Annotated in this window: 14 protein-coding genes; 8 read left to right on the top strand and 6 right to left on the bottom strand. The window is 32.0% G+C overall.

The window, feature by feature from the left end:
- Positions 1-30: 30 nt before the first annotated feature.
- On the bottom strand, positions 31-963 hold the full coding sequence (locus tag L1S33_RS03795) for a bifunctional riboflavin kinase/FAD synthetase (protein ID WP_240561288.1): 933 nt from the start codon (positions 961-963) through the stop codon (positions 31-33).
- A gap of 180 nt (positions 964-1,143) precedes the next feature.
- Between L1S33_RS03795 and L1S33_RS03790 the strand changes: the two genes are divergently transcribed.
- The gene (locus L1S33_RS03790) at positions 1,144-4,017 is read left to right on the top strand and encodes a TonB-dependent receptor (RefSeq protein ID WP_240561287.1); all 2,874 of its coding nucleotides are present in this window, start codon (positions 1,144-1,146) and stop codon (positions 4,015-4,017) included.
- A 61-nt stretch (positions 4,018-4,078) separates the two neighbouring features.
- On the opposite strand, the gene L1S33_RS03785 is transcribed toward L1S33_RS03790, so the two are convergent.
- Positions 4,079-4,315, bottom strand: coding sequence for a hypothetical protein (locus L1S33_RS03785; RefSeq protein ID WP_240561286.1), 237 nt, complete (start codon positions 4,313-4,315; stop codon positions 4,079-4,081).
- Positions 4,316-4,345: 30 nt separating this feature from the next.
- Between L1S33_RS03785 and glpQ the strand changes: the two genes are divergently transcribed.
- Positions 4,346-5,320, top strand: coding sequence for a glycerophosphodiester phosphodiesterase (gene glpQ / locus L1S33_RS03780; protein WP_240561285.1), 975 nt, complete (start codon positions 4,346-4,348; stop codon positions 5,318-5,320).
- Between the two features lie 126 nt (positions 5,321-5,446).
- On the opposite strand, the gene L1S33_RS03775 is transcribed toward glpQ, so the two are convergent.
- Positions 5,447-7,222 (bottom strand): chloride channel protein, encoded by a 1,776-nt coding sequence (locus L1S33_RS03775; protein WP_240561284.1) that lies wholly within the window; start codon positions 7,220-7,222, stop codon positions 5,447-5,449.
- Positions 7,223-7,303: 81 nt separating this feature from the next.
- On the opposite strand from L1S33_RS03775, the gene L1S33_RS03770 reads away from it, so the two are divergent.
- The gene (locus tag L1S33_RS03770) at positions 7,304-8,800 is read left to right on the top strand and encodes a YfcC family protein (protein ID WP_240561283.1); all 1,497 of its coding nucleotides are present in this window, start codon (positions 7,304-7,306) and stop codon (positions 8,798-8,800) included.
- A gap of 58 nt (positions 8,801-8,858) precedes the next feature.
- On the opposite strand, the gene L1S33_RS03765 is transcribed toward L1S33_RS03770, so the two are convergent.
- Positions 8,859-9,563, bottom strand: coding sequence for a DUF6503 family protein (locus L1S33_RS03765; protein WP_240561282.1), 705 nt, complete (start codon positions 9,561-9,563; stop codon positions 8,859-8,861).
- Between the two features lie 85 nt (positions 9,564-9,648).
- Positions 9,649-11,409 (bottom strand): aspartate--tRNA ligase, encoded by a 1,761-nt coding sequence (gene aspS / locus L1S33_RS03760; RefSeq protein ID WP_240561281.1) that lies wholly within the window; start codon positions 11,407-11,409, stop codon positions 9,649-9,651.
- A 180-nt stretch (positions 11,410-11,589) separates the two neighbouring features.
- Here aspS and L1S33_RS03755 point away from each other — a divergent pair, with 180 nt between their 5' ends.
- The 4 genes from L1S33_RS03755 (at position 11,590) to L1S33_RS03740 (ending at position 13,949) form a co-directional block, all read left to right on the top strand.
- Entirely contained in the window at positions 11,590-11,949 is a 360-nt protein-coding gene (locus tag L1S33_RS03755) for a cupin domain-containing protein (RefSeq protein WP_240561280.1), read from the top strand.
- A 2-nt stretch (positions 11,950-11,951) separates the two neighbouring features.
- Positions 11,952-12,629, top strand: coding sequence for a 16S rRNA (cytidine(1402)-2'-O)-methyltransferase (gene rsmI / locus L1S33_RS03750; protein ID WP_240561279.1), 678 nt, complete (start codon positions 11,952-11,954; stop codon positions 12,627-12,629).
- Positions 12,630-13,032: 403 nt separating this feature from the next.
- On the top strand, positions 13,033-13,374 hold the full coding sequence (locus L1S33_RS03745) for a HopJ type III effector protein (protein WP_240561278.1): 342 nt from the start codon (positions 13,033-13,035) through the stop codon (positions 13,372-13,374).
- Positions 13,375-13,376: 2 nt separating this feature from the next.
- On the top strand, positions 13,377-13,949 hold the full coding sequence (locus L1S33_RS03740; RefSeq protein ID WP_240561277.1) for a uracil-DNA glycosylase family protein: 573 nt from the start codon (positions 13,377-13,379) through the stop codon (positions 13,947-13,949).
- Positions 13,950-13,995: 46 nt separating this feature from the next.
- On the opposite strand, the gene L1S33_RS03735 is transcribed toward L1S33_RS03740, so the two are convergent.
- On the bottom strand, positions 13,996-14,598 hold the full coding sequence (locus tag L1S33_RS03735; protein WP_240550897.1) for a carboxymuconolactone decarboxylase family protein: 603 nt from the start codon (positions 14,596-14,598) through the stop codon (positions 13,996-13,998).
- Between the two features lie 85 nt (positions 14,599-14,683).
- Between L1S33_RS03735 and L1S33_RS03730 the strand changes: the two genes are divergently transcribed.
- Positions 14,684-15,112 (top strand): OsmC family protein, encoded by a 429-nt coding sequence (locus tag L1S33_RS03730; protein WP_240550898.1) that lies wholly within the window; start codon positions 14,684-14,686, stop codon positions 15,110-15,112.
- The last annotated feature ends 1 nt before the right edge of the window (position 15,113 follow it).

Below are 15,113 nucleotides of genomic sequence, written 5' to 3'. Positions count from 1 at the left end.
ACTGCAATCCTTAACGCAATCCGAGCAATGCTAAAAATTGTCCTTAATATATAATAAAGAAGTTTCTTCATCTTCTTTAAGCTGAATAATTAACGTTTCAACGGAGTCAAACTTTTGCTCGTCACGTAAAAAATAAAGTAGTTCTATGTTTAAATTTTCGCCGTACAAATCTTCATTAAAATCAAAAAAATGGACTTCAATTGTTTGGTGTATTCCGTTTACAGTTGGTCTTGTTCCAATATTCATCATCCCGAAAACAGTTTCACCTCCAATTACTGATTTTACCACATAAACACCAGTTTTAGGTATTAATTTATAAGTTTCAGCAACACTAATATTAGCTGTAGGAAAACCTATTTTACCACCTAATTGCTTACCATTTACTACTTTTCCGAAAATTGAGAAATTGTATCCTAAGTATTTATTCGCCGTTTTAAGGTTTCCGCTAACCAATGCTTTTCTTATTTTAGTAGAACTCACCGAAACAGAATCTATATCTTGAGCCGGAATTTCTTCAACCGTAAAATTATATAAATGGCTATATTCTGTAAGTTGAGTAATATTTCCTTCCCTATTTTTTCCAAAATGATGATCGTAACCAATAACTAGTTTAGAAATATTAAGTTGATTCACCAATACATCACGTACAAAATCTAACGCTGTTAAACGAGAAAATTCTTTACTAAATGGGTGAATAATTAAACAATCTAAACCTGTTTTTTCTAAAAACTTAGCACGTTCATCTATAGAATTAATAAGCTCTATAGAAACGTCTTTTTGTAGCACCATTCTTGGATGCGGAAAAAAAGTTAACACAACAGATTTGTGTCCTTTTTCTTTAGCTTCTGCAACTAAATTCTCAATAATTTTCTGATGCCCAATATGTACACCATCAAAAGTACCAATGGTAACAAAGGTTTTTTGGGTAGATTTATAATCAAAAACTGAATGAATAATTTCCAAATCCGGAGTATATTTTCTACAAAAATACAACTAAAAAGAATAATATACATTTATTATCAATCTGTCATTCTGATAAAAATACCCCCTCAAAACTGTTAAAAAAACAAAATAATGTCTTAAATATTTCTTAAATGAAAAAAAATTGTATTTTGCGCAATAGTTAACAAATTATTAAACATTATGATGAAAAAAATATTATTGATTGCATTTGTCCTTTTTGGTAGTGCTGCAATGTTTGCACAGACTACTATTACAGGAGTTGTTAGTGATGCTACTGGTCCTTTACCAGGAGCTAACATTAAGGTTGCCAGAAAAGCTGTTGGAACATCTACAGATTTTGATGGTAAGTTTACATTAAAAGTTACGGATACTCCACCTTTTATATTAGAAGTTTCTTCTATTGGGTTCCAAACAAGTTCTGTTGAAATAACTAAAAACAACCAAGTTGTTACTGTTACTTTAAAAGAAAATGCAACAGCTTTAGATGAAGTTGTAATTTCTGCATCTAGAACTCCAGAACGTATTATGGAGTCTCCGGTTACAGTAGAAAGAATGGATGTTAGAGCAATTAGAAACACCTCTTCTCCTTCATTTTATGATGGATTAGAAAACTTAAAAGGTGTAGACATTAACTCTAATAGTTTAACATTTAAATCTGTAAACACACGTGGTTTTGCAACATTTGCAAACGAACGCTTCATGCAATTAGTTGATGGAATGGATAATTCATCTCCAGCCTTAAACTTTGCATTAGGTAATTTACTTGGTATGTCTGAATTAGATGTACAAACAGTAGAGTTATTACCAGGAGCATCTTCTGCATTATATGGAGCAAATGCTTTTAACGGTATTATGTTTATGAGAAGTAAAAACCCTTTTGATGACGGTGGAATTAGTTTTTCTTTTAAAACAGGAATGACTAGCCAGGAAGCAGCTGGAAATAATACTTTTTATGATTCTAGTTTAAGAATGGCGTATGCTTTTGATGATAAGTTTGCTGCAAAAGCTACTTTATCTTTCTTAAAAGGTGAAGAATGGCATGCAACTGATTATAGAGATGAAACAGACATGACATCTTTAGATCATTCTACAAATCCAAACTATAACGGTTTAAATGTTTATGGTGATGAAGTTTCTACAAATATGGCTTCAGTTGGTCAAGCATTAGTAGATGCAAATGTATTACCAGCAGCGTTACTACCATTTATACCTAACCAAGCAGTTAGTAGAACAGGATATAATGATGTAGACTTAATGACAAATGAAGCTAAAAGTGTAAAATTTGGAGGTTCATTACATTATAGACCTTGGGGTAACGATCGTTTAGAAATTATTTGGAATTCTAAGTTTGGTATTGGTAACACAATTTATCAAGGACAAAACAGATACAACATCCAAAACTTCTTTATGGAGCAACATAAATTAGAATTAAAAGGTAAAAGCTTTATGGTACGTGGTTACGTTACTTCTGAAGATGCTGGAGATTCTTATGATACTCGTTTTGCTGCAATTAACATTAATAGAAGATGGAAATCTGATTCAAATTGGTTTGGACAGTATGTAGGTACATATGCTCAAGCAATTGCAGGTGCCATCCCTGGTGTTCCAGCTGGAAATGCAGATGTAGCACACTCAATTTCAAGATCAGTTGCAGATACAGGAAGATTAATTCCTGGTACTGGAGGTTTTTCAAAGGCTTTTAGTGAAGTAAAACAAGACCCGTCTTTAGCTACTGGTTCTAAGTTTCAAGACCAAACAAAATTATACCACGCAGATGCTAACTTAAACTTACAAGATTACATCGATTGGGCAGAAATACAAGTTGGTGCTTCTTATAGACAATATGTTTTAAATTCTAATGGTACAATCTTTACAGATTATGATGGTCCTATTGATTATGATGAATATGGTGTATATACGCAATTACAAAAGAAAGTATTAGATGACCGTTTAAAGATTACAGCTTCTGCTCGTTATGACAAAGCTCAAAATTTTGATGGAAATATTTCTCCTCGTTTATCTTTAGCCTATGCTGCTGGTGAGGACAAAAACCATAACTTTAGAGCTTCTGTACAAACAGGTTTTAGAAACCCAACAACACAAGATCAATACATTGGTTTAGATGCAGGTAGTGGTATTTTATTAGGTACTGCTCCAGATAATATTGATAGATATACTTCTAATCCTTATAATTTAGGAATTCCTGCTGGTTTAGCGGGTTATATTAATGGAACAACTGGTTCTTCTATTGGAGCAACTGGTACATTAACAGGTAGAATGGCTTATGACAATTCTTGGACAGCAGCTTCTGTAGGTGCATTTGTTGCAAGTGGAAATCCTGCTGACTTAGTTAAATCTGACGTAGAGTTTGTAAAACCAGAACATGTAACTGCTTTTGAAGTTGGTTATAGAGGCGTTATAGAAGGTGTTACTGTAGATTTAAACGTGTATTATAACAACTACAAAGACTTTATTGCTTCTCAAAATGTTGTAGCTCCATTATATGGTAGTGTTACATTAGCGGATCAAGTAGATTTAACTCCTTTAGGTGGAGCTGCTGGTACACCAATTAGTTTAGTAGCTTTACAAAATGGTGACTTTAAAGGTGTAGCTTTAGATAGTAACTCAGAAGAAGATGTAAGTTCATACGGAGCTACAATTGGTTTAAATACAAAAGTATTAAACGGTTTTGACTTAGGTTTAAACTATACATACTCTAAACTTAATATTGATGAAGCTTCTGATTTTGAAGCTGGATTTAACACTCCAGAGCACAAGGTAAAATTACAATTTGGTAAAACTAGTGTAATTGAAAACTTAGGTTTCAATGTAAACTTAAGATGGCAAGATGAATTCTTATGGCAATCTGCTTTCTATGACGGAATTGTAGATGCTAGAACTGTAGTTGATGCTCAAATTAACTATAGAATTCCTTCTTGGAAATCTGTATTAAAAGTAGGTGCTGCTAATATTGGTGGTAAAGAATACTTTAGTGCACCAGGTGTTGGAGCTATTGGTTCTCAATACTTTGTTTCTTGGACAATTAATAACTAAGAGTACATTTTTATAAAACTAAAAAGGCTTCATTTTAAAATGAAGCCTTTTTTTTGTGATTTTATTTATTGCTATTATCAATCCATTCTTTGATTTTCTGATCGTTTAGAATGTATTTCTTGTATTTATTATCTCTATAACGATAGTAAATAAACAAAGGCATTAGAATAAACGATAAAAAGAATACTCCTAAACCCATTACAATTTGCGCTTTTTCATGTTCGGTTTTTATTAAATAGAAACCTGTACACATCCAAAGAATAAAAATGACAAATAAAATTTTTAATAGTAACTTCATATTGCAAAGCTACAAAAGTTATACTTTTAGATGATGAAAATAAAATTACTTTTAACATTATTGCTAATTTGCGCTTGTAAACAACCTAAAAAAGAAACGGATATGACACCAAAAACTGTAATTGCACATCGTGGTGCATCCGGTTATTTACCTGAACATACACTAGCTTCTAAAGCGATGGCTTTTGCTATGAATCCTAATTATCTTGAGCAAGATTTGGTATTAAGTAAAGATAATGTACCTATTGTAATACATGATATTTACTTAGATGACGTAACAGACGTTGCGCTAAAATTTTCTAATAGAAGTAGAAAAGACAACCGGTTTTATGTAATTGATTTTACGTTTGAAGAACTAAAAACACTACAAGTTAGTGAGCGTTTTAATCCAAAAACTGGCGAACAAGTTTATAAAGATCGGTTTCCGAAAGGGAAAGGAAACTTTAAACTACACTCTTTACAAGAAGAAATTGAATTGATACAGGGTTTAAATTCCGCTACTGAAAAAAATATTGGAATATACCCTGAAATTAAAAACCCTGCTTTTCACCTTTCTGAAGGAAAAGATATTTCTAAAATTGTTTTAAATATACTTTCTGAATATGGTTACAAAACCAAAAAAGATAAGTGTATTTTACAATGTTTTGATGCTAAAGAATTAGAGAAAATTAGAAAGACATATAATTCGGAATTATTCTTAGTGCAATTAATAGAATTTCCTGAAGAAACAAAACAATTGAAGCATTTTGCAACCTACGCTGATGGAATTGGACCTTGGTACAAACAAATATTAAATAATAAAGTTGAAAATAAATGGACATTTACTTCTTTAGTTTCTGATGCGCATAAATTGGATTTAGTTGTGCATCCATATACGTTTAGAGCAGATAGTTTAGACGAGTTTTCTTCTTTTGATGAAATGATGCAAAAAATCCTTTTTGATGCAAATGCTGATGGAGGTTTTACAGATTTCCCTGATAAGATGGTTGCATTTTTAAGTAAGTAATTGTTTTGTGCCTCGAAAAGACAATTAGTTAGCAAACAGGTTTAGCCCTGATTGAGCGGCTTGTTTGAGCTCTTTTGAGGAAAGAAAAAAAGCGAGTAGCAAAAGCAGGAAATAGCTTCTAAAAAACTAACTTGTTACTTCGATTAATTTATTTCTGTATGCAGTTAATAGCTTTGATTTTGAGATAAAACCTACATACTTACTGTCTTTTAAAACAGGTAAATTCCAAGCATCACTTTGCTTAAATTTTTGCATTACTTTTTCTGGAGTATCGTTATAGTTAATGATTGCTGGTGCGCTTTTCATTAAGGTTTCTACAGTTAAACTATTGTACATTTCTTGTTCAAACATTACGGGTCTAATGTCATCTAACAAGACGATTCCTAAAAATTGTTGCTCATTATTTATAACTGGAAAAATATTTCTAGTGGAATTTGCAACTGCTTTTTTAAGCATTTCACCAAGTTTCATTTCTGGATGTACTACTTTAAAATTGGTTTCTATTAAAGTTTCTAAACGCATCATCATTAACACGTTTTTATCTTTATTATGTGTTATAAGCTCTCCTTTTTTAGCTAATTCTACGGTATAAATTGAGTTGGAAACAAAGTATTTTGTAAGTGCAAAAGATATTGCAGCTACTAACATTAAGGGCACAAATAAATCGTAACCTCCAGTAATTTCTGCTATTAAAAAAATGGCTGTTAAGGGCGCGTGTAAAACTCCTGCCATTAAACCAGTCATTCCAATTAAGGTAAAATTAGTTTCGGAAACATTGAAACCAAATTGATTTATAATTTTTGCAAATACGTTTCCAAGCGCACTTCCCATTACTAAAGTTGGGATAAAAATACCTCCAACTCCTCCTGCAGCAAAGGTTGTTGTCATTGCAATTGCTTTAAACAGTGTAACTATTAACAGAAAAATTATAACCATCCAAACGTTAGAAAAATCTATATTGTACGGAATATCTTCTAATCCGGCGGCTGCATTACCTTCTAGTAAATTATTTATTAAACCGTAACCTTCACCGTATAAAGGCGGAATTAAAAATAACAACAATCCAATTACAATTCCACCAAAAACTAATCTGTGAAAAGGGTTTTTAAATCGTTCAAAAAAATGTGTGATTTTAAAATATATTCTAGAAAAATATACTGATGCAAATCCAGTTCCAATACCCAATAAAACATAAAATAATATGTCTTGAATTGCAAAACCTTCTTGTAAATCTACACCTAATAAAACATCCTTTCCTAAGAAAAAATACGAAGTAACTACGGCGGAAACCGATGCTAATAATAACGGAACCAAACTTGCAAAAGCTAAGTCTAAACTAAAGATTTCTACAGCAAAAATAATGGCAGCAACGGGTGCTTTAAACATAGAAGACATTGCGCCTGCAGTTGCACAACCAATTAACAACATACGTGTTTTGGTATTCATGTGAAACAATTGTGCAACAGTAGAACCTAAAGCGGCTCCTGTACTAACTGCTGGACCTTGTAAACCGGCAGAACCTCCAAAACCAACCGTAATTGGCGCAGTAATTAAAGATGCGTAAATTTTATACTTTTCTATAATTCCGCTGCGTTTAGAAATGGAATGTAAAGTTGTAGAAATACCATGACCAATTTCTTTTTTGATGACGTATTTTTTGATGTAAAAGACTAGAAACAAACCAATAATTGGAAATATAAAATACAAAGAGTAATGGTATTCTTTAATTAAGTTTCCTTCTAAAACATCTTGAAAGAAAAAGGTTAAGTTCTTTAAAACCAAAGTTCCTAAACCCGCTAAAAAACCTACCAGAATGCTTAAAACATACATAAATTGATGTTCAGAAATATGTTTATATCTCCAAACTAAAATTTTTCTAAATATGCTTTTAATTGATAACATCTATGCAAATATAAACTTACAAGTGGTAAGTTAACATTCTATAAAATCTTTTATTTACTTTTATGGTTATAAAATATTTTTATGCTTAAAAAATTATCACTTCCAACGCCACATACAATTCTACTAATAATTACTGCTGCTGTTACTCTGTTAACATGGTTTGTACCTGCTGGTAAGTATGATACTTTAAAATACAACGCAACTTCTAAACAGTTTGAAAAAACACATTTAGAAGTAACCGAAAACTTACCCGGAACGCAAGAAACCTTGGAAAGTTTAAATATTAAAATTCCGTTAGACAAATTTGTTTCAGGCGGAATTTACAAACCCATTAGTATTCCTGGAACATACAACCAATTAGAAGCCAATTCACAAGGTTTTATTGATTTGGTAAAAGCACCTATTAAAGGAATTATAGCTTCGTCTGACATTATTCTATTTGTTTTAATTTTAGGCGGAATGATAGCAATTATGAACTTTTCAGGAGCTTTTGACGCCGGAATTGCAAGTTTAGCTTCCTCTTTAAAAGGACGAGAATATTGGTTGATTATTGTGGTTACAACATTGGTTGCTTTAGGTGGAACAACTTTTGGTTTGGCGGAAGAAACCATTGCTTTTTATCCTATTTTAATTCCCGTTTTTCTCGCCGCAAAATACGACGCTATTGTAGCATTAGCTTGTATTTATATTGGTTCTAGTATTGGTACAATGTGCTCAACTGTAAATCCGTTTAGTGTAATTATAGCTTCTGATTCCGCAGGAATAAATTGGACAACTGGTTTTACAGGAAGATTATTAATGTTAATTGGTGGCGTAATAATTTGCTTAATTTACATTATTAGATATGCAAATAAGGTTCAAAAAGATGCATCGAAATCTATCATTTTTGATCAAAAGGAAATGATTGAAAATTTATTTGGAAGCTCAACAGATGCTAATCAAAAATTAAACGGACGTTTACGTTTAATCTTAGTAATTTTTGCGCTATGCTTTGTAGTAATGATTTACGGAGTTTCTAGTTTAGGTTGGTGGTTCGAAGAAATGACCGCTGTCTTTTTAGTTGGTGCAATTATAATTGGAATTTTAGCTAAAATTAAAGAAACTGCATTTGTAAATACATTTATAAAAGGAGCTACAGACTTATTAAGTGTTGCCTTTATTATTGGTATAGCAAGAGGCGTTTCAGTAATTATGGAAAGCGGATTAATTAGCGACACACTTTTGTACAACGCAAGTACAATTACGGAAGGAATGCCAAAAGGAATTTTTGCAAACGTTATGCTTTTTATCTATTCTGGATTGTCGTTTTTTATTCCAAGTTCTTCAGGAATGGCCGTTTTAACAATGCCAATTATGTCTCCATTAGCAGATACTGTTGGCGTTGGTAGAGAAGTTATTGTAAACGCATATCAATACGGAATGGGTTTATTTGCATTTATAAATCCAACCGGATTAATATTAGCTTCTTTAGCAATTGTTAAAATTGGCTATGATAAATGGCTGAAATTTGTATTGCCTTTAGTGCTAATTCTTACCATTTTTACAATGATCGTTTTAACGATTCAAGTATATTTATAAAACATAAAAAATCCGTTCTAAAACTTAGAACGGATTTTTTATTTTCTCTTTTGAATTCTTATTTCTTAGTCAGAAAATCGGTTCCTAAATAACCATCATCTTTATTATAATACCACGCTCTGTTCTTTGGGAATTTTATTCCGTTTATAGTTTCTTCTTCAGTTAATAAAATATATTCTCCATCGTTTTTAGATTCGTCTTTAAAAAACTGATAGATTTCCATTGCGTAATTCTTCGGATTGAAATAAAAGTACCAAGTATCTTTACCTACTTCCTTTTCATACGATACCTTTAAAACCAAATATTCCTTTCCTTTAAAGGTTTTACGTTCGGTTTTTGGGTGAATTATAGTTCCGTTGTCTTTTAACTTCATTGGTAAACCGTACAAATATGTATAATAATTCTTAAACAAATTAGCGCGTTCGCAACTTAATTTATGCTCTTTTTTAAGTGCTGCAGAAGGAACTTCTCCATTAAAACCAATTGTACAGTTTTCTTTTTCAACCGTATATTCTGTAGTATTTTCTCCTCTTGATGCTTTTACATAAAAGTATTCCTGCGGAAGATTTATTTTAATTTGGCTTTTTCGCGCATCACTTTTTGGAGTTTTCATGGTAACAAAAAGTTCGCCATTAAAAGTGTTCCAGTTTCCATTCGGATCGTGATATTCAATCGCTTTTTCTAATAATTGTTCTCCTGTTAATTCTTGTGAAAACCCTTGAAAAGCAAATGCTAAAAGTAAAATTGTGATTAATTTTTTCATTCCATAAAAATAACAAAAAATCCCAACCTAAAAAGATTGGGATTTTAATATATACTAAGAAGTTGAAACAAGCTCAACTTTATGTTTACTCTTTATCTTCAATATCTAACTGAAGACTCAATTCTTTTAATTGTGCGTTATCTAAAACTGCTGGAGCATCAATCATAACATCACGTCCTGAGTTGTTTTTTGGAAACGCAATAAAGTCTCTAATAGTTTCCTGACCTCCCAAAATAGCAACCAATCTATCCAATCCAAAAGCTAAACCTCCGTGAGGTGGCGCTCCATATTCAAAAGCATCCATTAAGAAACCAAATTGTTCTTTAGCTTCTTGTTCCGTAAAACCTAAATGCTTAAACATTATGGCCTGCGTTTCTTTATCGTGAATTCTTATAGAACCTCCACCAATTTCGTTTCCGTTTAAAACTAAATCGTACGCGTTTGCTTTTACGTCTCCAGGATTTGTATCTAACAATTCTAATTGACCTGGTTTTGGTGATGTAAATGGATGGTGCATTGCATGGTAATGACCCGTTTCTTCGTCTAATTCTAATAATGGAAAATCTATTACCCAAAGTGGAGCAAATACTTTAGGATCTCTTAATCCTAAGCGTTCTGCCAATTCCATACGTAAAGCAGACATTTGTGCTCTAACTTTATTTGTGTCTCCAGATAAAACACATACTAAATCACCTGGTTTTGCACCTGTAATTTCTGCCCATTTTGCTAAATCCTCTTGATCGTAGAATTTATCTACAGAAGATTTGAATGTTCCGTCTTCGTTTACACGCGCATAAATCATTCCTAAAGCACCAACTTGAGGACGTTTTACCCACTTAATAATATTGTCTATTTCTTTTCTTGTGTATGCATTTCCGCCAGGAACAGCAATACCAACAACCAATTCAGCACTATTAAAAACGCCAAAATCTTTATGTTGTGTAACCGCGTTTAACTCGCCAAATTCCATTCCAAAACGGATGTCTGGTTTGTCATTTCCATACAAACGCATAGCATCATCGTATAACATTCTTGGAAATTTCTCTACCTCAACATTATTCACTTCTTTTAATAAGTAACGTGTTAATCCTTCAAAAATTTCTAAAATATCTTCTTGTTCAACAAACGCCATTTCACAGTCAATCTGTGTAAATTCTGGTTGTCTGTCTGCTCTTAAATCTTCATCTCTAAAACATTTTACAATCTGAAAATATTTATCCATTCCACCAACCATTAAGAGTTGTTTAAAGGTTTGTGGCGATTGTGGTAATGCGTAAAACTGACCCGAATTCATACGTGAAGGCACCACAAAATCTCGTGCTCCTTCTGGCGTAGATTTAATTAAATATGGTGTTTCCACATCAATAAAACCTTTATCAGTTAAGTATTTTCTAACCTCCATAGAAACTTTAGAACGGAAGATTAAGCTGTCTTTAACAGGATTTCTTCTAATATCTAAATACCTGTATTTCATCCTAATATCTTCTCCTCCATCCGTTTCATCTTCAATAGTAAACGGCGGTAATTTTGCTTCGTTTAAAATTTCTAATTTAGAAACCAACACCTCAACATCTCCAGTAGACATTTTTGCGTTTTTAGATTCGCGCTCAATAACAGTTCCGGTTACCTGAATAACAAATTCTCTTCCTAAAGATTTCGCCTTTTCCATCATTTCTTTTGGAGTACGTTCTTCATCAAAAATTAATTGTGTAATTCCGTATCTATCACGTAAATCTACCCAAATCATAAAACCTTTATCGCGGCTTTTTTGTACCCAACCTGCTAAAGTAACTTCGTTATTTATGTGTGACGCTCTTAATTCGCCACAAGAATGACTTCTATACATTGTTAAAAAATTGAAGTGCAAAATTACGTAAATTAAGTAGAATAATTATTTTTTGGGCGTTCATTTCTTCTCAGAAATGTCCCGCTTTTCGCACTCGCTTTTTTCGTTCCTCAAAAGAGCTCAAACAATTGCTGCAATCGGTAACGCAAAATCCGTCTAAATCTTTGTAAATTTGTCTTTATGAGTGTAATTAATTTTCAAGAGAAATTTAAGTTGTTTCAAGACCATTGGTCGCCTAAAAAAGTAGGTGAATTAAATGGACAACAAATATTATTAGCTAAACTAAAAGGAGAATTCGTTTTTCATAAACACGATAATGAAGACGAACTTTTTATGGTAATAAAAGGTACTTTAGATATAGAATTGCGCGATAAAACAGTAACTTTAAACGAAGGTGAGTTCTATATTGTTCCAAAAGGAGTAGAACACAAACCTATTGCAAAAGAAGAAGTACATATTATGCTGTTTGAACCACTTTCCATAAAACATACTGGCGATATAATTGCTGATATTACCGTGGAAACTTATGAATCTATTTAATTATGAGTAAATTATATTTAGTACCAACACCAATTGGTAATTTAGAAGACATTACTTTTAGAGCTATTAGAGTTTTAAAAGAAGTAGATTTTATTTTAGCTGAAGACACACGTACAAGCGGAAAACTCTTAAAACATTTTGAGATTGCTACGCAAATGCATAGTCATCATATGCACAACGAACATAAATCTATTGATGGTGTTTTAAACCGATTAAAAAACGGAGAAACTTGCGCCCTAATTTCTGATGCTGGAACTCCCGCAATTTCTGACCCTGGTTTTTTACTAACCAGAGCTTGTGTTCAAAATAATATTGAAGTGGAATGTTTACCTGGTGCAACGGCATTTGTGCCAGCTTTGGTAAACTCTGGTTTACCGAATGATAAATTTGTTTTTGAAGGTTTTTTACCCGTTAAAAAAGGAAGACAAACGCGTTTTTTATTGTTAGCAGAAGAAACCAGAACCATGATTTTTTACGAATCTCCACATAAATTGATAAAAACTTTAGGGCATTTTATTGAATATTTTGGAGCAGATAGGCAAGTTTCTGTTTCTAGAGAACTCACAAAAATGTTTGAAGAAACTATTAGAGGAACTGCAACTGAGGTTTTAGCGTATTACACAAACAAACCACCAAAAGGTGAAATTGTTGTTGTGGTTGAAGGGAAGTCTTCAAAATAAAAAGGGCAAAACTTTTTTTATAAACTTTGAAAAAGAACCGTTATAACTTTTAGTTTTATCCATATACTGGGAAATTGCAATTGTTTTTTTAGATTTTTCTTTTTGTAAAGCTTCTATTACACTAATTTCATGATTTTGATTAAGCTGTTTATTGTACAAATAAAAACCTAATAATATAAAAAGTATCATCAATATTTGCCAGAATTCCATAATTTATAATTTTTTTTTACTAAAGTAATTTCAACTTTACTTATTTATTCTTTTTTTGAAACCGTAAATCTGTAGTTTCACCTAATTCCCTTTAAAAACAATGCTTACAGATTTAAACTGTTCTTTAGATAATTAATTCTTCATACTTATATAACGTGAATTCACTATTTTTGTTAATGTTTAAAAAATAACAATGATAATCCAAGAATTCAAAACAAAATTAAAAGCGAATCCAACATCAATTAATTTTGTAGAAACCATGCAAGTAATTGAAAACAACTATACGTTTACGCCAACAGCTTTTACAAACGGAGACATTAAAAACAACGCTGGAGAAAATTCTGGTTCTTGTAAATTATTTGCGTTTGCAAAGCTTCAAAAACTACAAAAAGAAGAAACCTTATTTTGTTTTGGCGAACATTATAAAAGTGTATTAGAAGATAAAAATGGAGATTCTCATCAGAATATTAGAAACTTTATGAAGTCTGGTTTCGAAGGTTTATCTTTTAATGGTGAAGCTTTGGCGTTGAAATAAAAATGCAAAACCTATTATTAGAAATAAAACAATGTACCATTTGCGAACCTCATTTAGATTTGGGCGCAAATCCTGTTATTACAGGTCATAAAAATTCTAAAATTGTAATTATTGGGCAAGCTCCAGGAACAAAAGTTCACAAATCTGGAATTCCGTGGGATGATGCAAGTGGAAAACAATTACGTAAATGGCTAAATGTTTCTAATGAAGATTTTTACGATGTAGAAAAGTTTGCCATTGTACCAATGGGTTTTTGTTATCCCGGAAAAGGAAAAAGTGGAGATAAACCGCCACGTAAAGAATGTGCTCCACAGTGGCACAAGCAATTATTCGACAACATGCCAAATTTAGAATTGATAATTTTAATAGGAATGTATGCACAAAACTATTATTTAAAAGACAACGCAAAAAGAACACTTACAGAAACTGTAGATAATTATCCTGAGTATTTACCAAAGTACTTTACACTGCCGCATCCAAGTCCAAGAAACCGTTTTTGGCTAACTAAAAACCCTTGGTTTGAGAAAAATGTAATTCCGGAATTACAAAAAAAAGTTGCTTCAGTTTTAAAATAAAAACCTCACCAAAAGGCAAGGCTTATAAGTTATTTAAAAAAGTAAATTAATACTTAGAACCATCGTGTTTTCCAACTTCAAAACCATGCTTTCCTAGATATTGATTTCCACTTTCAATTGCTCCTTCTTCCATCGTTGTTCCCATAGAATCATTCCAACGGTTTAAATATCCGAAAAGAGAAATTACACCTAACATTTCTACAATCTCTCCTTCATCCCAATATTTATACAATTCCTCTTTAATTTTTGCATCAACAGCATTAGGAACCATAGAAGCTGCTAAAGAAAAGTCTAAAGCAGCTCTCTCTGCATCAGAAAATGCTGCGTGTGTTTTGTATTCCCAAATATTATCTAATTGCTCTTGTTCTGCTCCATAACGTTCGGCTGCTCTAATTGCGTGTGCTTGGCAATATCTGCAACCTGTTGCGTTACTAGAAACCCAAGCAATCATACGTTTTAAAGCCGAAGTTACTTTTCCTTCATTTGCCATAACGGCTTTATTCAAATTGATAAAAGCTTTAGAAATGGCAGGTCTTCTTTGCATAGTTAAAACCGAATTTGGACAAAAACCCAAGGTTTCATTAAAAAATTCTGCTAATTCTTTTGTTTCTAAATCGTGTTCTGCTGATAATGGTGTTACTAATGCCATATTTTATATTTTTAATTATCTTATTTTTGTATGAAAGCACAATTTAATACATCAATTTTTAATAACCGAGAATTTAACAGCAATTATGAATACAAATACAGTAACTACCGTTTGGACAGAAAAAGTACAATTTGAATCTGACAATCCAAGTGGACATAAACTAACCATGTTTTCTACTTCAGATGAAGAAAATGATAACACAGTTGGTTTTGGGCCAAAAGCATTAATGTTATCTTCTCTTGCAGGTTGTTCTGGATTAGACGTTGTTTCTTTATTGAAAAAAATGCGAGCTGAAGCAGAAGAATTTAAAATTGAAATTACCGCAGAATTAACAGATGAACATCCTAAATTTTACAACAAAGTACAGGTTGATTATCATTTTACAGGAAGCGATTTACAAGCTGAAAAAATAGAAAAAGCAGTTAATTTGTCTGTAGAAAAATATTGTGGTGTAATGGAAATGTTTCGCCAATTTGCTGATGTAAAAACTGCGATTCATTTACACAAAAAATAAA

It is taken from the genome of Tenacibaculum aquimarinum, assembly GCF_022478115.1.
GTDB classification, from domain to species: domain Bacteria; phylum Bacteroidota; class Bacteroidia; order Flavobacteriales; family Flavobacteriaceae; genus Polaribacter; species Polaribacter aquimarinum_A.
This window is presented reverse-complemented; position numbering and strand designations above follow the sequence as displayed.